The following is a 17955-nucleotide window of genomic DNA, read 5'->3' on the forward strand; positions in this document are numbered from 1 at the left end:
ATAAAAAACTTATGATAATTACTGCAAAGTCGTTGGTAGCCATTGGCTTAGTTAGCCTAATGACGTGGCGTGATGCCAATCCCATTTTAATTACGTGGGATACACTCAAAGACGTGAAGTATCGCAAAAAATTTTACATGGAAATAGGGCAATTCTTCTTGTATCCAACCTTTGGAAAGTCGCTGAAAGAACTGAACGGGAAGATTGTGAGTATCAGTGGGTATGTTATTCCTGTCGATACGGAGGGAGATTATTATGTCGTATCAAAGTTTCCAATGGCGCAGTGTTTTTTTTGCGGAGGAGCGGGCCCCGAAACCATCGTAATGCTTAATTTTAAGGCCAAACCACGTCGTATGCGTACCGATGACAAACGGTGTTTTACGGGACGCATACGACTTAATGCAGATCGAATTGATGAGCTCAACTTTATTTTGGACGAAGCGAAACTCTGTGAATAAAGACTTGACTAAACTTTTACATCGGTGGCTTCAAGCATAAAATTGTGCAAGTCAGTGTTTTTTACAAACGGGTTGAGCAACTCGCTGCCTGGCCCAAACATCGACAATTCTACAAACTCCGCCGTGTGATCCATGCCTGCCCATCCTACCGAAGAAAATGGCGTTTGGATTTGGGCTAATTTTTGGAAAGGCAGCTTGCGGGCGTTGTAGATGCCGCCTTCGCCCAACAAATAGTAATTACTCAAAATAGTCAACGCTTCTTCGGGTTTAATGACGATGCCCTGGGCAGCTTCGATGCGCTCAATGATTTGGGACGGTGTGAAATCTTTGTTGATGCCGTTCAAAATCCACTCGTTGCTTTGTTTGTAGGTCGCTATTTTATCAAAATTGGCGTTGGCCTTTGAACCCGACAACAGGGCAGGAGCTGCGTTGCCGTGGTCGGTTGTAAAAATGACCAACGTATTTTTATCTTTTTCGGCAAAATCAATGGCCACCTTCAACGCGTCATCAAACTGAATTTGCTCGCCGATGAGCGCACTGATGTCGTTGGCGTGGGCTGCCCAGTCCACTTTCCCCGATTCAACCTGCAAGACAAACCCGTTCGGGTTTTTTTGCATGATGTCAATTGCCTTCTGGGTCATTTCGGCCAAAGTGGGTACGGATGCTTTGAGCTCTTCACTCTGCGCGCGGTCAACGGCGTAGGGGAGGCCATCGTCGTAAAATACCCCTAAAATGGGTTTCTCAGCCGTAAGCGCCGTCATTTCGTTGCGATTCAGCGCCACTTGGTATCCTGCCGTTCTAAATTCTTGCAACAAATCGCGTTTGTCGCTTCGTCCTTCTTTGGAGAATGTATTGATACCACCGCCCATGAGCACGTCAAACTTGAGGTCTAAGTACTGTACAGCAATGGGCTCCATGCTTCGGCTGTCGGAGTTGACGCAAAAACCTGCGGGCGTGGCGTGGGTGATAGGAACCGTAGTGACGCACCCAACGGCTTTGCGGGCGTCTTTGAATTTGTGCAAAATGGGTTTGTATTTTTCGCCGTTGGCTCCGATGTTGAGAACACCATTTTTGACGCGGACACCACCACCCCAGGACGAACTAGCTGCGGCAGAGTCGGTTATGAGCGAACTTGCCGAAGCGGTATCCATAAACGACCGTTTAATGCGGTTGTCGTGCATCAGCTGAATCCAAAGGCTATGGCGGCCTTGTTGGCGTTGCAGCATGAGGTCGGCCATGTTGAGGGTGCCCGTACTCATGCCATCGCTCACCATAAAGATGATATTTTTAACTTTCCCCCGCTTTTTTTTGAGGGTATCCGCAGGGGTGAAAGGGTTGAAAAGCTGAGTGCCGATAGCTGCCAATGAGCCATTCCTGAAAAAATCTCTTCTTCGCATGGTTAAGATTATTAATGTAAATTATACCAAAGGTAATACGATTAGAATGCTGATTTGAACTATGCTAGGTTAAGAAATTACAAATTTATGACATACAAAGAAAAGAGAGGGGTTAGATAAAATCTCCACAGTTGGGACAAGTTCCTTTGATGCTCAAAATAAAAGTATTTTCTACAAAACCTTGAGGAAGGGGGAAACTAGGTACGAAGGCTTCTATGCCCGATACATTCCCACATTCTTGGCATGTGAAATGAGCGTTGATATGGGTCTGTTTTAGAATAAATCGCTGACCTTTTTCGATAGTAATTCGCTGAATAATACCCACTTCTAAAAAACAAAGGAGCGTACGGTATATAGTTACACGGTCGAATTCGCCCGATAGCTTTCGTTCAAGTTCTTGAAAAGAGAACGCACAAGGAGCTTCTAAAAAATATTCCAATACTCGTTTCCGAGTGGGAGTGATTCGTAAACCTTGTTTTTTTAGTAGGCTATTTACAGTGCTCATTTGGTATGATTCTCTGGAAGGAGCGGGTTATCGGAGTATGTTAAATTAGAGTTTGCAACAATGTTGCAATAGTAATGTTTTTTCGCTTATTTTGCAACAATGTTGCAATTGTGATTCTTGTTTTTAACAAACTTACCTACCTATGATTCGAATTTTTACGCTGCTTTTCATCATAACTGCCAGCTTTGTACAAGCACAAACTATTAAAGGAAATGTCACAGACGCCCAAACCAATGAAAAAATTGTAGGAGCGACCATTAAAATGTTAAACTCTGGAAGGGGTACTACGACTGATGCTGATGGAAATTTTTCTTTGGAAGGAACAGGAGCGATTCAAGTTTCATTTGTAGGATATGAAACTCTTGAAATAAAGGTCGTAGAAGGATTTTTGACCTTGAAATTACAACCTTCAGTGGCTCAGTTACAGACGGTAGAAGTGGTAGGGCGTGCCCAAAAAGACTACACGTCGGACTACAGTTTTTCGGCAACCAAAATTGCTATCAAAAACAAGGAACTGCCGCAGGCGATGAGTACAGTGACCAAAGAACTCATTGCCGACCGTGGCGCGTTTCAGCTAGCCGACGCCGTAAAAATTGCCAGTGGAGTTTCGCCTTCGAGTTTTTATAACCAATACAATATCAGAGGGATTAGTCAAAACGAAGAAGGACAAATTCTGAATGGGATGCGTACGCGTCAGTACTATTTTTTGCAACCACTGACCACCAACATCGAACGGGTGGAAGTGCTCAAAGGCCCTGCGTCCGTTACCTTTAGCAGTGTTGACCCTGGGGGAAGTATCAACATGGTCACCAAAAAGCCATTGGCTGAGAAGCGCCACGAAGTGAGTCTTGCGGCGGGAAGTTTTAGTACTTTACGGGGCGCTTTGGATTTTACAGGGCCCTTGAACGAATCGAAGACCTTGTTGTATCGCCTCAATGGAGCCTACCAAGAAGCCCGTTCGTACCGCGATTTGGTGGGGAATAAATCCATTCTAATTTCTCCGTCATTTACGTATTTGCCAAGTAGCAAAACGGCCATCAATACCGAATTGATTTTCTCAACAATGACGGGCAATCTTGACCGCGGACAGCCAATTTTTGGGGCGGTGGCAGGACAAACCAACCTGAACAGCACACCCATTAGCTTAAATCTTGGGGCACCTAATGATTTTTTTAAGTCGAAAGAATTGCTATTGATGGCCAACCTTTCGCACAAGTTTACTGATAAAATCACGTTTAATGCCTCTTATATGAAGCAAACGTGGACGGAAGATTTACAAGAACATCGTACGACCAATGCGTTCGCAGTTGATATTACAGGAACGCCAGTCACGAGCCTCGTTCAGATGCAGTTGGTGCAGCGTAAGCAATTTTGGAATACCGACAACCTCAATGCTTACTTCAATTTTAACTTCGATTTGGGAAAAACTTCCCACAAACTGCTGGTGGGGTACGACTTGCAAGATTGGCAAAAGTTTAAAGGAGGTGGACAAAACGCTGCTCGCGGTTTTTTGCTGAAAGATGGCTCGGTAGCAAGCAGTTTTACCTTGGCTAATGCTGCAAACTACCAAACAGTAACCATTGGTGGGAAAGTTTTGCCTCGCCCCAATGTCAATTATTTTGACCTGAACTCGCCTTCTTATACCGTCAGAAACCTAAACGATTATGTCATGAATAGCCGCACAGCTATTCCGTCGGCGTTGACAACCACCAACGCGGTTTATGTTCAGGAACAAATCAAAATCGGGAAATTCTCCGCTTTGTTGAGCTTGCGGAATGAATGGTTTGAAGATATAACCAATTACAATGCCCCTAATGAAGGCTCGTTCAAAAATTCGGCATTGATTCCACGCATTGGGCTTACCTACGAACTCAATAAAAACATCAACCTATACGGTACTTACCTCGAAGGCTATCAGCCGCAGTCCAATACCGTTACATTGATGCCGAGTACGGGAGGGTTTTTCTGGACGGCCACTTCTGCGGCTCAATTTAAGCCATTGATTAGCGATTTGAAAGAATTGGGTATGAAGGCTGATTTGGCGGGAAAACGATTTTCTCTCAACCTTGCTTTTTACGAAATCAACCAAAAAAATATCCTGATGAATGCCAACAATCCCGCACAACCTGACTTGTTGGTACAACGCGGAGCAGACCGCAGTCGTGGCTTCGAGACCGATTTGGCTGGTTACATTTTGCCAAACTGGCAAATCAATGCTTCGTACAGTTTTATTGATGCCAAAATAATGGCCGATGCCAATGAGGCTTTGGTAGGACAGCGTAAAGAAAATACGCCAAAGCACAGTGGGAATATCTGGACGCGTTACAACTTTGAACCTGCCTCGCACTTCAAAGATTTGGGCGTTGGATTGGGTATGAATGCTCAGGGGAGTCGTATTCCTTGGTTTAGCCGTGCTTTTGAGGTGCCTGCCTATGCTACGTTCGATGCAGCGATTTACTACAAGCCTAGTAAAAGTAGCGTACAAATGGCGCTGAATATCAATAATATTTTTGATAAAACGTATTGGGTTGGTGCTCAAAACTACACCCGTCTGTTTCCAGGAGCACCAAGAAATTTCATGCTGACGGCTACGTATAAATTTTAAATTAGAAAATGCGGATTACCATTCTGAAGTTACTTTCAAGACAGGTTTGGAACAGTAAGACCAAGAACACCAGTACCAAATGGCTGATTGGGGTGTTTAATGTGATGTTACTTTTTGCGTTGATTGCGGGGTACCAAAACATGAGGCTCCAGCAAGAAACCGCAGAACACTACAGCCATGAGGTTCGGGAGCGATGGGAAAGCCGCCCCGACAAACACCCGCACCGCATGGCCCATTATGGCTACGTGGCTTTCCGACAGCATTTTCCGCTGAGCTTTTTTGATTTTGGCATGGACAGCTACCTCGGCAATGCTGTTTTTCTGGAAGCCCACCGACAAAATACTGTCAATTTTTCTGAAGCAAGTTTATCAAATGGTTTGTTGCGTTTTGGTGAGATTTCGGCAGGGATGATTCTGCAATTGCTCTTACCTCTGCTGATTTTCTTTTGGGGGTTTGATTTGGTAGCTCGTGAACGCGAACATGGAACCCTGCGTATTTTGCTGACGCAAGGGGTAAGCTGGCCAGAACTCCTCTTAGGCAAGTCGCTCGGGTTGTTTTATTTGGCACTCAGTATTTTTATTCCATCGGTGATTGTAGGATTTATTTTGCTGGTGATAAATACTTTAGCCTTAGAAAATACCCAGGTTTTTGTGCGATTTTTTCTGCTGGTAAGTAGCTATTTGGGGTATTTTTTCATTGTATCTATCATTGCTATTTGGGTATCAGCCAGTACAAAATCACCCAAATCCGCCCTTATTCAGCTCATTGGTTGTTGGCTTTTTTTTACGCTGATGCTGCCCAAGTTGTCGCAAGTGGTAGGTCAGACGATGTTTCCGTCGCCCTCAAAAATTGAATTTGATACTACGGTAGAACACGAACTCATTCAACAAGGAGATAGCCATAACCCCAACGATCCGCATTTTAAAGCGTTAAAAGACTCATTATTAACTGCTTATAAAGTGGATTCTACCCATAAACTTCCCTTCAACTACAGTGGATATGTAATGCGTGAAGGAGAAAAACTCAGTGCCAAAACGTACCAAAAACACCAAGCTCACTTGGTAGAAACCTACCAAAAACAGCAGAATGTCGTACGTTTTACCGCTTTTTTTAACCCCTATATGGCCATCAAAAACTTGTCGATGGCACTGGCAGGTACCGACTATTCTGCTTATCAAAATTTTCAGTCTCAGACAGAGGATTTTCGCTATTTATTAGCCCAGGCGTTGAACGAATTGCAGATGAAGTACATCAGCAACAAAGTAAAAAGCTCTGCCGACAAAAATGCGGTTGTCAATAAAAAGTTTTGGTCGCAATTGCCTGACTTTCAATATCATTTTTTGAAGTTAAACACGGTGGTACAGCGTGAGGCTGTCTCGATTTTTTCCTTGGTTTTGTGGGGAATAGGCTTATTTTTTTTGATTCGATATAGGACTCACCGCTTGAAAGCCTTTTGATATGAAATTACTATTAGTAAAAAACTTCCTTCGTTCTAAGGGCTTAATGATAGGTCTTTTGTTGTTGCTGATTGCGGGGCTAGTTAGCTTGCATATTGGTCAACATTTTCTTGAAAAAAATCGGGAAATTATTAAACGAACGGCACATTATCAGCAGGAAAGTATCGCTCGAAATGTAAAGTTTCATCCCGCAGAAATAGGATTGCTGCTATACTACGTACGTTTTGGGTTGGTCAATGAGCTGCCTGCTTTGGCTGGGTTGTCGATTGGTCAACGAGACATTCACCCGTCGCTTCAAAGTGTGACCATTCGCAATTTAGAAGAACAAAAATACGCCACCGATTTGAGGAACCCCATGTATCAGATGCTTGGTAACATGGATTTCAGCTTTGTGCTGATTTACTTTTTTCCGCTCATCATCATTGCGTTTGGTTTCAACCTGATTTCGGAAGAAAAAGAAGAAGGAACGTGGAGTTTGGTGCTGAGTCAGTCGGGTAATCCATTGAAAATGTTGCGATTAAAAATGCTGGTTCGTTACATGAGTGTTTTGGCCGTACTGCTTCTTCTATTGCTGGCTGCTAAGTTTTACTTGATGATTCCTTTCGACGCAGCATTTATGGCTTTCATCCTAACGAGTATTCTTTACGTCAGTTTTTGGTTCTCATTGGCGTGGTTGGTGGTGAGTTTTCAGAAAAATTCGAGCCAAAACGCCTTGATTTTGTTGCTTTCGTGGGTGAAGCTCACCATCGTGTTGCCTGCTGGAATCAATGCGCTTACCGTTAATTTATATCCTGTTCCAGAAGCATTCAGCACTGTTTTGGAAAGTCGGGATGGGTACCACAACAAATGGGACGAACCCAAAGAACCGACCGTAGCAAAGTTTCATCAGCATTACCCACAATTCAGCCAATACAAGCATCCCGAAGGCAAAGATTATAGCTGGCTATGGTACTATGCTATGCAGCAAATGGGCGATGATGAAGCCGCCGCCGCTGCTCAATCATTCAAGGAAAAACTCAAAAAACGCAATGCGTTCAGCAGTGCAGTGGGGTTGTTTTTTCCGACCATACATACCCAATTAAGCTTCAATGCTTTGAGTCTTTCGGACATGGATAATTACCTGCATTTTCTCGAAAAACTCGAAGATTTTCACGAGCAAAAACGACTGCATTTTTACCCAAAAATTTTTACGAACGCGGCCGTTTCAAGCGAAGATTGGAACGCGTTTGGATTGGCCTATTTTAAAGAAAAAGCGAGCGTTCATTGGCTAAGAATACTTTTGCCATTATTGATAATCAGTGGATTGTGTGTGGTTTTGGCAAAGATAAATTTTAAGAGGAATCAAATGGCAGGTTGACTCATCGGATGTTAATCGGTGCCAACTGGTGTCATTGGCGTACTATAAACTGATAAATGCAAAAAGATATGTTACAGGCAACAAACCTTTCCAAAACCTACGGAGAGCAAACCGCTCTCAACAACCTGAATTTGACCATCAATGAAGGCGAAATATTTGCCTTGTTGGGACAAAACGGTGCGGGCAAAACCACGACTATCAACTGCTTTTTGGGTTTTATTGAGCCTTCGAGCGGTAGCGCTAGCATCAATGGCGTATCAGTAGCCGACCATGCCCTCGAAACCAAAAAATACTTGGCCTACATCCCCGAAACGGTCATGCTTTACGCCAACCTGACGGGGATTGAAAACCTGGAATTTTTCTCTTCATTAGCAGGCTTTTCTTACGGAAAAGAACAACTGAGTGGCTTTCTGAGTAAAGCAGGTTTACAAACGGCCGCTCATAACCAACGCGTAGGCGGCTACTCTAAAGGTATGCGTCAGAAAGTGGGCATCGCCATTGCCATTGCCAAAAAAGCAAAAGCTCTTCTGCTCGATGAACCAACGAGCGGCCTTGATCCCAAAGCCAGCAATGAGTTCTCGGAGATTCTAAAAGAGCTTTCGACCAATGGAACGGCTATCTTGATGGCCACGCACGATATTTTCAGGGCGAAAGAAGTAGCTAACCGCATTGGCATTATGAAAGAAGGCAACTTGGTTTCGGTGATAGACGCCAAAGATATTTCGGCCAACGAATTGGAAAAATTGTACTTACAAACGGTATGAAATCATGAAAAAACTCATCGCCAACAAAGAATTTACCCAAACCCTGCGCGACAGGCGGTTTTGGGTAGCGGGCATTTTTCTGTTCTGATTAGCTTGGGTAAAATTAAGGTAAGTGATTCACCGCGCTAATTGTAACCCAACAATTTTTAAAACTTAAATCCTGCTGAAACGTAGAACGTACGGCCATCGGCAGGCATCAGACCTGGGCCTGGGTATCCACCCGCACGGCGTGTGAAATAGCGTTCATCGGTTAGGTTATTTACCCCTGCTTTTACATTGTAGTGTTTCAAGAATTTGAAACTTGCCGAAAGGTCTTGCACAGTATAGGCAGGAATCACGCCCGTTGTGGCGGCGGCATTAGCCGTTTCGGTATTTGAGGCATCGGCATAAGCTTTGCCAATATCGCTCAATTGCCATGTTGCTGAAAACCCTTTTTTGTTGTACGTAACCCCAAAACGGTTGATTTTACGTGGCGCATTTTCAACTCTTTTGCCCGAAAGATTACCTTCTACAACTTGCCCGTTTACTACCGAAGTAGTCTTAAAATCACGGTATGTGGCATCAATGTATGCTATCGAAGCAAATACACTCAAATACCCAATTTTAGATTTTTTGAAGAAAGCTGTCACGGGGTCAAATTCTACATATCCCTCGAAACCTTGACTTACCGAACGTCCTAAATTGGTACGAAACTGATAACGTTGATTGGCGGCATCGGTCTGTGTGATTGTACCGATTCGGTTGTTATAATTTACGTAAAAATAATCAACATCGAAGTTTAAATAATTTCCTACTTTTCCACGGTATCCAAAATCAAAATTGTATCCACGGGCATCTTGCAGGTTTTCGTCAATCACGTCAGTCGTAGCGGGCGGCGTAAGGTCAGAAATCAAAACGGGGCGGTATGCCTGCGAAATATTGCTGTAAAACTCAGATTGTGGCGTAATATGATATTCCATTCCTCCTCCAAAAATCATAAAACTACGGTTTCGAGTGATGTTATTCAACACAACAGGGTTTCCGTTGGTAATGCCAAACTGCCCTGCCATGACCGAGCTAATATTTTCAATTCTTGCACCAGCCGTTACCAAAAACTTTTTGTTGAATCTAAAAATATTCTCAACAAACGCCGCTTGGTTGGTATTGGTAAAGTCTAAATCTCTTGGATATACGCCATCCGAAAGGTCGAAGTCCATTTCTGTTCCGCTTGTGCCACGTCCTTGTTGCTTGCGGTCAATGTGGCCACGGAAATAGCGTAGGCCTGCTGCCAAGGTATTTTCCTTTCCAAGTAACTTATAATCAGTTAAAAATCTAAGTTCTGTGCCGAAAGTTGTGTAAAAATCTCTGTCCACCTGACGTACCGAGGTCAAATTATCGGCCTCGGTTATGGGTCTTACATTTCCTACGCTATTACGCTCCGCAATCGTAGAAAATGCCTTAAAGTTCAATTTAGTTTTTGGACTAAAAATATATTCAGCGTTTACACTCCGTATCAACCACGGCGTACTGAACCAGTTTCTCGAACGCAAACTTTGGCGAGCATCTTGGGCAAATTGAGCATCGGTCAAACCGCCCGCTTGCTGAATTTCGGTCATCATGTAGGTTGTCTCAAAACCTATTTTTAATTTATTGGATACTGCGTAGCTTAATTCTATGTGAGCGTGGTCGGTATTAAAACGGCTATTGTCGCGCCAGCCATTACCTAAGCGTTTTTGATAATATGCCGTATAACTCAAACGTCCCTCTGTACCACCAATGTAGTTGAACGTACTGAAAAGGCCATTACTTCCCGTGGTGTTTTGCGATTCGGCCGTAAAACGGGTAGAAATATCGGGTTTGCGAAGCACGAAATTCATCAAACCCCCAAATTGCGAACCATATTGTAGCGAAGAAGCACCACGTACAATTTCGATGCGGTCAACTACTTCCATCGGTGGCGTATAATAAGCTTCGGGGTAGCCCATTGGGTCGGGCGTAATGTCGTAGCCGTTCATGCGGGTATTAAACTCCCACGAGCGATTGGGACTCAACCCCCGCGATGCCACGCCGAGTTGCACACCCGAACCATCGTTTTCCCAAACCGAAATACCTGGCGTACGCCCAAAAATCTGACGGCTGTTGTTCATCGCCAAATTGGCATTGAGATTCCCGATAACAATCAATTCGTTTTTCTTGGTAGCATTGATCGAATACCCATCTACCTCGGCCAAATGCTCGTTTCCTCTTACGCCACGGCTTGCTACTACCTGTATGTTTTTGAGGGTATAGGTTTCTTCTTCTAATTCAAAATTGATGGTTTTTGATTCATTTTCTTGGAGTGAAGCCGCGATTTCCTGATTTTTCAAGCCTACATTTGAGACCACTACTACGTAATTGCCCGCTTTTAATCCTTTGATAACATACTCGCCATTGGGGTTTGTTTGCACTCCTCTGACCGTTCCTTTCAACGTAACGTTGGCGCCCACAATCGCTTGTTGGGAATTGTCTGTTACCTTTCCAATGATCATCGCTTTTTGCCCAAAAGCAGTAATACCAACCAGAAGGGCAAGCAAAATGGTATTAATCAAAGACTTCATTTTTTTATTTTTATTTGCGCTTAGACTTATTCTAAATTGATGCGTAAAAGTAAGTGCCAAATTTTATCCTACAAAGTTTATTTAGAACAATTTTAAACATAAAGTGATTGTTGAAGAGCACAAAAAAACCTTGTTTTGTAACTAAAACCAATGGTACTTTTTTGGCCATTTGTTGGGTACTTTGCCGCTTTGTGGTTAAAATTGCCCAATAAACGCCGCCCGCACACACGACGCATGAACAAACACGACCTCATACAAAAAGTAAAAGCCCTCGAAGGCATCAGCCAAGACGAACGCGCCTACCTCATTGACCTTATCAATACCAAGAAAAAATACGGCCTCGTCTGGGAAGACAAACCCGAAGACGTAGAAGAAACCCTCCGCACCCACCTGCCCGTGCGGGCAGAAAGTATAAGAAAATGATGGTGAGGCATTTGATATAAATAAAATCAATTTTGAATGACACAGCGGCGCAGAAGTACTTTGTGGCAAACTTGGTAGGGGCAGCAATGAATCAAATTGTTGCTATTTCCCCTCCTCCAACAACGTCTTCATATCCCGTATCATCAGCTGTACCTCTTTTTCGTTGGTACCATCGTACATGCCGCGAATGTGTTTTTGCTTGTCGATTAGCACAAAGGCGCCGCTGTGGATATAGCCTCCAGGTTCTTTGTCGTCGGCGTGGGCGGTTACTAAGTAATGCTTTTCGCCAATGTCGTAGATTTTTTCTCGGTTTCCCGTCACAAAAAGCCACGTTCGGCCTTTGATACCCAAATCATCGGCGTAGGTTTTCAAAACTTCTACGCTGTCGTGGGCAGGGTCAATGGTATGCGAGAGAATCCCGACGTTGGGGTTATCCTGATAGGCTTCATAGACCTTTTTCATATTTTTCTTCATCACGGGGCAAATCGTGGGGCAAGTCACGAAGAAAAAGTCGGCGACGTAGATTTTGTCTTTGAAGTTGTTGGCCGTGATGGTATCGCCGTATTGACTCCTAAACGCAAAATCGGGAATGGTCGGATAGATTTTTTCTTCAATGGTTTTTCCATTTACCACTTTCGTGATGATTTCGGCCTCGCCTAAGATGGGGAGGGGCTTGGAGTTGAGGTTACAACTGAGGCAGCCCAACAACAACAGCGCCGTTATTGGGGCAGTGAGTGATTTCTTTTTCATTTCTTGGCTTTTTTCATCTCTTTTTGAAACAACGGATACAGCCCCATGTCGTACATTTGGGTCATCATGTCCACTACTATCTCATCGGTATTGGTCACTGAGCCCGCAGGGTAGGGGGGCTTAGGGTCATATTCCAAATCCAGCATGACACCTTTGGTGTATTTTTCGCCCATCAGCTCGTTGATGATGCCCAAAGCCATGTCCATCCCTGCCGTAACCCCCGCCGAAGTCCAGTATTTGCCGTCGCGTACGTAGCGTTCTTGTTTAAAATTGGCCCCGTACATCCCCATGATTTCTTTGGCGCGGTACCAGTTGCAGCTTACGTTTTTGCCTTTCAGGAGACCTGAAGCGCCCAAAATCCATGCGCCGGTACAGACACTTGCGGTATAAGTGGTGGTTTGGTCAACCTTCCGAATCCAGTTGAGTACTGTGGTGTCTTGGGTTTGTTGGAAGGTTTCCTGCGCCCCGCCTGGAATGATGAGGATGTCTAATTTTTGTACGTCGGCAAAAGATTTGTCCACCTGCACTTTCAGGCCGCGTTGGTTTTTGACCAAGCCGCGTTCTTTGGCTACGAAAAAAATATCCACGCCCATTAGTTCAGACAGCACCTGATAAGGCCCGATGGCATCGAGGGTATTGTAGCCGTCATAGACATACACCCCGATGGTTTTGATGGGCACTTTGGGTTTGGTCATGATGATTTGCATCAACTCATCGTGACGTTTGGCGATAGAATCGGCCTGGGAGGTTTGGGCCGTTGCACTTGTGAAAGCAACGTACATCAATGAGAGAATAATCAGTAAGTGTTTCATCTGGAGAAAGTTGGTATAAATGTGAAGAAATTATTCCCAATAGACTTTCCAAGTTTTTACAAGCGGTCTATAAAAACTTGGGAAATCTCTATTGATAAGTAAGCGTAAATCATTATTTGATAGTATGTTTTTAAACACGGAGTATCACAAAGTTTATAAATCCACCGAGTTTCACTGAGTTTTAGATGATACTTTGTGTTACTCTGTGCTTAACTCGGTGACACTCCGTGTTAAAATATTATCAATTAAATAGTTCTTATTACTTACTTTAAAAACCATAATTAAGCGTAACGCCCAACGTGCGCGGAGAAGCCATCCGAACGCTGCGCCCAAAGCTGGTATCGCCCGAACCATAAATCAAATAGCGCGTGTTGCCCAAGTTCTGAACCCAGAAAGCTACGTTGAATGTGGCCACCTGGAGGTTTACTCGGGTGTTGATGAGGCTATATGTAGGTTGTTTCAGCGTATTTTGCAAGTCGGTGTAAAACTGCCCCACCGAACGGTATTCCCCGCGCAGGCTTAATTTGGCCATTGAAGCCAGCGGAATGCCGTATTGAGCGGCCAAGTAGAAAGTGTGACTTGGAGCATTGGCCAGTTTTTTGCCCGTTACGTCTATTTTGGTTTCGGCCATCGTAGCAAAATTAACCCGTGTGAGTTTAAAATCTTCGTATTTGCCATTGTTGAGGCCAAGGCTTGCGTCCAACTCAAGGTTTTTGACTGGTATCATGGTGGCATCAAACTCAAGACCTCTGGTTTGGACATCCCCCAAGTTTTCGCGGGCATAAGTGAATGGTGCAACCAAATTATAGGTTTGGAGGTCTTTCCACTTGATCAAGAACGCCGTAAGTCCCACCCGTAGTTTATTTTCCATGCCTGTGGCTTTCAAACCCACTTCAAAATTGTCCGAAAATTCGGGTTTAAAGGTCTGCGAAATGCCCTTGGGTAAACGTTGTGAATTAACACCACCTGCTCTGAAACCTCGCGTGTAGCTCACATAAATACTTGATTTTGAATTGATAGTGTAGTTAAGAGCTACCTTAGGTGAAACAGCATTGTATTTGCCCGTAACGGTTGTGTCGGGTTTGACAAAGGTTAAAGTCCCCATGGTAAAAATGGCATCGCCGAAACCGTTGAAGATGGCTTTACGGTTTTCGTTGTCGTAACGCAACCCAGCAGTAAGTTCGAGTTCTTTGGTGAGTTTGTAACCGATTTGGCCAAACACCGCCAAACCGTTGTTGACTGATTTATTACGGAAGGCTGCATACATATCAGGGCCTAATTCAAAGGCCAGATTGGTGGTGGGTTCATAGCCCGTTTGATTGAAGTAGAAAACCCCTGCTGAATAATTGAGCTTTGAGTCAACCGCGTTTGAGTTGATTCTAAATTCTTGGGTAAATACCTTTTGCGGAGGTAGCATTTCTCCGATTTCCTTTTCTCTGAATGAGTGATAAAAGCCTGGGAAATCAACGTCTTTGTAAGCCATGCCAATGGATTGGGTGGCCGAAACCGAAGTGAGCGTATAGCCTGAACCGTAGTATTTTAGATTCAGCGACGTGTTGATGATGTTGCGCTGGTGAGTACCGATACGCTTGAGGTAAATCTTGTCGGGATTGGCAAAAGCTAACTTTTCATCGGCTACACTCAGCATAAAACCCGTGGCGTCAGACTTATCAGTTTGGGCTTTTAGGTTGAACGTTGCGCTGAATTTACTGCTCGGAAACCACCGCACATAGGCGTTGCCGTAGAGGTTTTCTTCATCACCCACCCGTGCACCCTGAATATTCTTCTCAGTTTTGCCGAGTCCAGTGGTGTCGTTTTTTAGGAAACCATTGCGTTTGTTATACACCCCGTTGATACCAAAAAACAATTTGTCTTTGATAAGCGGTGTTTTGAAACCAACATTGTAGCGTTGAAGCCCTAAGTTTCCTACGCTCACTTCGGCAAATCCGTTGGTACGGTTGGTTGGTTTTTTGGTGATGATATTGACCACACCACCCATGGCATTCCTGCCAAAAAGCGTTCCCTGTGGCCCACGAAGTACTTCAACGCGCTCGATGTCAGCCATTTGAAAGCCGCCACCGATGATGTCTAAGGCGTTTACATCGTCAATGTACGTAGCCACGGCAGGGTTTTCGCTGAATACCTGCACGCCTCTGATGGACTGAATTTGCTGAAACGCTACGCCCAATTCTGAGTAGAGGTAATTGGGCACAATGGCGGTCAGGTTGGCCAACTCCCACACACGGGCATCTTCTACTTTTTTGGCCGATAGCGATGTAACCGCCACTGGAATGTTCAGTAGATTTTGCTCGGTCTTTTGGGCCGTCACAACCACCTCGCCTAAGTCCTGCGTACTTGGGTTGAGGCTGAAATTTAGTACCGTATTTTTATCGGCCATGGTTACTTGCTGAATTTGGGTTGCGTAGCCGACGGCACTGACCGAAACTTCATATTTGCCACGCGGCAGAGTGAGTTGGTAACTGCCCGATTTATCGGCTACGGTTCCTTTAGGACTGTTGAGCAGTGTGATGTTGGCAAAAGAAATGTTTTCGCCTGTGCTGCTTTTTATGCTTCCTGTTAGCGTCTGTGCACTTGCATAAAGACTGAAAATGCAAAAAAGTAGGACTTGTAAGGTTGATTTCATAGGGAAAATGTGTTGAATTTTGGTTGAAATAATAGATACCAATGCGTATCTATTTGGTTGTTAAGTGTTTGAAAGTAAAGTGTTTATTTTGCTATTGCATTGAAATAGCTACTACGGTAAAAAAGAAAATAAAAACGAACACGATCCAAATCAGTCCAAATTTGAATAGACGGAGAACCCAGTCGTCATCTTGCTCTGATTGAGAGCGATATGGCTCTTGATTGGGTTCAATAGAGGCGATGTTTGGTGATTTTTTCATTGAATTTTTAAACAATGCCTCGCCTCAAAGAAGCGAGGCTGTTGGTATTAGTTCATCTTGATTAATAACCTCCCTTTAGGTGTGCAAAACAAGCCCTATCAGGAGGACTACTGCCGTTAAAATAACTCCTACTAATGCGGCAATAATGCTGTAAGCGACCAACCGAATTATCCGTTTGTGATTGGCTTGTGGAATAGTGGAAAATTTTATGTTGTTCATAATCAAAAAGTTAAGAAGTTTAAAGGCCGACACCCATTTGCTAAGTTGCTTGTTGGGCAACCTAGAAAAAGGGGCTTAGAATGAAAAAAGGGACAATAAATAATTGTTCTGCTCAGAGGGTTGAGAGAACCAAATCAAAAACACAAAAGAGTGACTTAACCGATGGGCGGTTTGATAGGTACTTGGGCGTGTTTTGGAAGAAGAAAGTAGGCTGGAACACTACAAATGATAGAAACAAACGTAGTATAGCAAGGGAGGCTAAAGTCAAAAATTAGTTCTTCAAATAAGTCTTCTACGATTTTTTTGAGCTGAGCTGCGTGTTTTTGGGTTTCTTTGGTAGCGTTGTCTTCGGCTAATTTATGAAGGCGTTTAGCCAAATAACACTTGCCATCGCAGTGAAGCTCAGGTTTGAAGCGGTTTTGGCAAAGCTGTTGAACGATGTAGTCTTTGCGTAGTTCAAAGTCCAAATAAACAACAGGTACAAGTAAGGTTTTTATGCTTACCAATACCATTAATAGGAGTGCTATGTGTTGTTTTTTGAACATAGGAATGAAAACCGACTCTCAAAGGTAAATAATCGAACTGAATGATGACAAAATTATGAATGAATACTTGAAAACTAGCCCTTTATGCTTGTGTCACAGGTTAAACTTATTAAAAAAATAGCCTCAGATGTAGCTCTTATGGAGTAATCAATAGCCGCTCTATATTGTAATGCGTTTAACCTGCTTGCGTCAATACAAGTATCATACTAAGTAGCAATAAAAGTAGAAGCACCAACGCACTCCATTGTTTCCATTGGAGGGCGTTGGTGGTACTTAGTTTGGATTTAGTTTGCTTTTTAGCCATAAAAACATCTTTTTTTCTTTTTCCCAAAAAAATGAAAACTGCCCCAATAGACTTCCGTACAGCAGTAATAAAGTTTGATACGTTGGAAAAATAAAGAGCAGATATGTAATGGTTTTGAGCCAAAAGGGCGTATTGGCATCGTAGCCAAGGAGCCAAAAAAGACCTTTGCGAAGCCATACGACCGAGGAGCCTGCCAAGGTAAACGTCAGTAAGACGGCGATAACTTGCAAGGTGTTTTCAAGCCCCCATTTGTGCTGAAGGCGCGTCGTCCAAGGTGTTTTTGAGGTTGTTTGCATGGGTTGTATTAGTAAAGAGGCTGTCCAAAAAGTCTGGTATCACCAAATTATCTTCGGTTTCTGTTCAACCTCACGGCAGCGGCCGACCGTCCCCTAAATCCCCCTCACGGTACGCCGTCGCGGCCTTTCAGTAGAGGGGGACTTTTAGAGCCCTTCTCCAGAAAGGACAGGGCCGCCTGAGCGGAAGGGTTGGGATGAGGTTGAATCCAAAGAATATTTTGTGACCTGTTACTTTTTAGACAACCTCGCGTTCATGTTACTTCTTTTTGTTTAAAGAGACAATCCAAGTAGCTATTTTCAGTGCTTCACTACGAGGTACGTTAGGAAGAGCTGCCATTGGAGGATACCCAGGCCAGTTGGAGGGTTTTGGTTTGTAAATCAACTCTACAATTTGCTCCTTTGAATAGTTGCGTTTGGCAACATCCTTGTAGGCTGGCCCTACTACTTTTTTGTCTGCATTGTGGCACGCCAAGCAGGTGTTTTTCTGTAACAATTTTTCCACATCCGCAGGAATTTTTGTCTGAGCGTTTGCTACTCCGTAGCCCAACAATCCAAAGATGATTACGAACTTTTTCATTGATTGA

The 17955-nt window shown here is 43.8% G+C and carries 16 protein-coding genes; 6 read left to right on the forward strand and 10 right to left on the reverse strand.

Annotation, left to right across the window (positions count from 1 at the left end):
* Window positions 1–11: 11 nt before the first annotated feature.
* On the forward strand, window positions 12–458 hold the full coding sequence (locus AC23P2_RS18020) for a DUF3299 domain-containing protein (RefSeq protein ID WP_487774484.1): 447 nt from the start codon (window positions 12–14) through the stop codon (window positions 456–458).
* Window positions 459–466: 8 nt separating this feature from the next.
* Here AC23P2_RS18020 and AC23P2_RS18025 read toward each other — a convergent pair whose 3' ends face one another.
* Together AC23P2_RS18025 and AC23P2_RS18030 are read right to left on the reverse strand one after the other, a co-directional pair.
* The gene (locus AC23P2_RS18025; RefSeq protein WP_487774485.1) at window positions 467–1855 is read right to left on the reverse strand and encodes an alkaline phosphatase; all 1389 of its coding nucleotides are present in this window, start codon (window positions 1853–1855) and stop codon (window positions 467–469) included.
* Between the two features lie 112 nt (window positions 1856–1967).
* Window positions 1968–2360: a Fur family transcriptional regulator gene (locus AC23P2_RS18030; protein WP_487774486.1), complete on the reverse strand. Its 393-nt coding sequence runs from the start codon at window positions 2358–2360 to the stop codon at window positions 1968–1970.
* 142 nt (window positions 2361–2502) lie between these two features.
* Here AC23P2_RS18030 and AC23P2_RS18035 point away from each other — a divergent pair, with 142 nt between their 5' ends.
* The 4 genes from AC23P2_RS18035 (at window position 2503) to AC23P2_RS18050 (ending at window position 8543) form a co-directional block, all read left to right on the forward strand.
* Window positions 2503–4965 (forward strand): TonB-dependent siderophore receptor, encoded by a 2463-nt coding sequence (locus tag AC23P2_RS18035; protein WP_487774487.1) that lies wholly within the window; start codon window positions 2503–2505, stop codon window positions 4963–4965.
* 8 nt (window positions 4966–4973) lie between these two features.
* Window positions 4974–6422: an ABC transporter permease gene (locus tag AC23P2_RS18040; RefSeq protein ID WP_487774488.1), complete on the forward strand. Its 1449-nt coding sequence runs from the start codon at window positions 4974–4976 to the stop codon at window positions 6420–6422.
* A 1-nt stretch (window position 6423) separates the two neighbouring features.
* Complete coding sequence (locus tag AC23P2_RS18045) at window positions 6424–7779, forward strand: DUF3526 domain-containing protein (protein WP_487774489.1); 1356 nt, start codon at window positions 6424–6426, stop codon at window positions 7777–7779.
* A gap of 68 nt (window positions 7780–7847) precedes the next feature.
* The gene (locus AC23P2_RS18050) at window positions 7848–8543 is read left to right on the forward strand and encodes an ABC transporter ATP-binding protein (protein ID WP_487774490.1); all 696 of its coding nucleotides are present in this window, start codon (window positions 7848–7850) and stop codon (window positions 8541–8543) included.
* A 146-nt stretch (window positions 8544–8689) separates the two neighbouring features.
* Here the strand turns inward: AC23P2_RS18050 and AC23P2_RS18055 are convergent, their stop codons facing one another.
* Window positions 8690–11119: a TonB-dependent receptor domain-containing protein gene (locus AC23P2_RS18055; RefSeq protein ID WP_487774491.1), complete on the reverse strand. Its 2430-nt coding sequence runs from the start codon at window positions 11117–11119 to the stop codon at window positions 8690–8692.
* A gap of 150 nt (window positions 11120–11269) precedes the next feature.
* On the opposite strand from AC23P2_RS18055, the gene AC23P2_RS18060 reads away from it, so the two are divergent.
* On the forward strand, window positions 11270–11542 hold the full coding sequence (locus tag AC23P2_RS18060; protein ID WP_487774492.1) for a hypothetical protein: 273 nt from the start codon (window positions 11270–11272) through the stop codon (window positions 11540–11542).
* Window positions 11543–11644: 102 nt separating this feature from the next.
* Here AC23P2_RS18060 and AC23P2_RS18065 read toward each other — a convergent pair whose 3' ends face one another.
* The 7 genes from AC23P2_RS18065 to AC23P2_RS18095 form a co-directional block, all read right to left on the reverse strand.
* Window positions 11645–12292 (reverse strand): SCO family protein, encoded by a 648-nt coding sequence (locus AC23P2_RS18065; protein ID WP_487774493.1) that lies wholly within the window; start codon window positions 12290–12292, stop codon window positions 11645–11647.
* On the reverse strand, window positions 12289–13104 hold the full coding sequence (locus AC23P2_RS18070; RefSeq protein WP_487774494.1) for a DJ-1/PfpI family protein: 816 nt from the start codon (window positions 13102–13104) through the stop codon (window positions 12289–12291). The genes AC23P2_RS18065 and AC23P2_RS18070 overlap by 4 nt, the downstream gene beginning before the upstream one ends.
* A 268-nt stretch (window positions 13105–13372) precedes the next feature.
* Window positions 13373–15748: a TonB-dependent receptor gene (locus AC23P2_RS18075; RefSeq protein WP_487774495.1), complete on the reverse strand. Its 2376-nt coding sequence runs from the start codon at window positions 15746–15748 to the stop codon at window positions 13373–13375.
* A 334-nt stretch (window positions 15749–16082) separates the two neighbouring features.
* Window positions 16083–16226: a hypothetical protein gene (locus AC23P2_RS18080; RefSeq protein WP_487774496.1), complete on the reverse strand. Its 144-nt coding sequence runs from the start codon at window positions 16224–16226 to the stop codon at window positions 16083–16085.
* A 155-nt stretch (window positions 16227–16381) separates the two neighbouring features.
* Window positions 16382–16771 carry a hypothetical protein gene (locus tag AC23P2_RS18085; protein WP_487774497.1) on the reverse strand — a complete coding sequence of 130 codons (390 nt, stop codon included), beginning with the start codon at window positions 16769–16771 and terminating at the stop codon, window positions 16382–16384.
* A 273-nt stretch (window positions 16772–17044) separates the two neighbouring features.
* The gene (locus AC23P2_RS18090; protein WP_487774498.1) at window positions 17045–17371 is read right to left on the reverse strand and encodes a DUF6787 family protein; all 327 of its coding nucleotides are present in this window, start codon (window positions 17369–17371) and stop codon (window positions 17045–17047) included.
* 256 nt (window positions 17372–17627) lie between these two features.
* Window positions 17628–17948, reverse strand: coding sequence for a c-type cytochrome (locus AC23P2_RS18095; RefSeq protein ID WP_472493362.1), 321 nt, complete (start codon window positions 17946–17948; stop codon window positions 17628–17630).
* Between the last annotated feature and the right edge of the window lie 7 nt (window positions 17949–17955).

This window comes from Runella sp. R0.1_18, assembly GCF_057652155.1.

Excerpts from the sequence above, each read along its gene's own strand:
- AC23P2_RS18065 (WP_487774493.1), bottom strand. The coding sequence starts at position 12,292 with ATGAAAAAGAAATCACTCACTGCCCCAATAACGGCGCTGTTGTTGTTG.
- AC23P2_RS18045 (WP_487774489.1), top strand. The coding sequence starts at position 6,424 with ATGAAATTACTATTAGTAAAAAACTTCCTTCGTTCTAAGGGCTTAATG.
- AC23P2_RS18040 (WP_487774488.1), top strand. The coding sequence starts at position 4,974 with ATGCGGATTACCATTCTGAAGTTACTTTCAAGACAGGTTTGGAACAGT.
- AC23P2_RS18095 (WP_472493362.1), bottom strand. The coding sequence starts at position 17,948 with ATGAAAAAGTTCGTAATCATCTTTGGATTGTTGGGCTACGGAGTAGCA.
- AC23P2_RS18070 (WP_487774494.1), bottom strand. The coding sequence starts at position 13,104 with ATGAAACACTTACTGATTATTCTCTCATTGATGTACGTTGCTTTCACA.
- AC23P2_RS18020 (WP_487774484.1), top strand. The coding sequence starts at position 12 with ATGATAATTACTGCAAAGTCGTTGGTAGCCATTGGCTTAGTTAGCCTA.
- AC23P2_RS18035 (WP_487774487.1), top strand. The coding sequence starts at position 2,503 with ATGATTCGAATTTTTACGCTGCTTTTCATCATAACTGCCAGCTTTGTA.
- AC23P2_RS18090 (WP_487774498.1), bottom strand. The coding sequence starts at position 17,371 with ATGCAAACAACCTCAAAAACACCTTGGACGACGCGCCTTCAGCACAAA.
- AC23P2_RS18055 (WP_487774491.1), bottom strand. The coding sequence starts at position 11,119 with ATGAAGTCTTTGATTAATACCATTTTGCTTGCCCTTCTGGTTGGTATT.
- AC23P2_RS18030 (WP_487774486.1), bottom strand. The coding sequence starts at position 2,360 with ATGAGCACTGTAAATAGCCTACTAAAAAAACAAGGTTTACGAATCACT.
- AC23P2_RS18025 (WP_487774485.1), bottom strand. The coding sequence starts at position 1,855 with ATGCGAAGAAGAGATTTTTTCAGGAATGGCTCATTGGCAGCTATCGGC.
- AC23P2_RS18050 (WP_487774490.1), top strand. The coding sequence starts at position 7,848 with ATGTTACAGGCAACAAACCTTTCCAAAACCTACGGAGAGCAAACCGCT.
- AC23P2_RS18075 (WP_487774495.1), bottom strand. The coding sequence starts at position 15,748 with ATGAAATCAACCTTACAAGTCCTACTTTTTTGCATTTTCAGTCTTTAT.
- AC23P2_RS18080 (WP_487774496.1), bottom strand. The coding sequence starts at position 16,226 with ATGAACAACATAAAATTTTCCACTATTCCACAAGCCAATCACAAACGG.
- AC23P2_RS18060 (WP_487774492.1), top strand. The coding sequence starts at position 11,270 with ATGGTACTTTTTTGGCCATTTGTTGGGTACTTTGCCGCTTTGTGGTTA.
- AC23P2_RS18085 (WP_487774497.1), bottom strand. The coding sequence starts at position 16,771 with ATGTTCAAAAAACAACACATAGCACTCCTATTAATGGTATTGGTAAGC.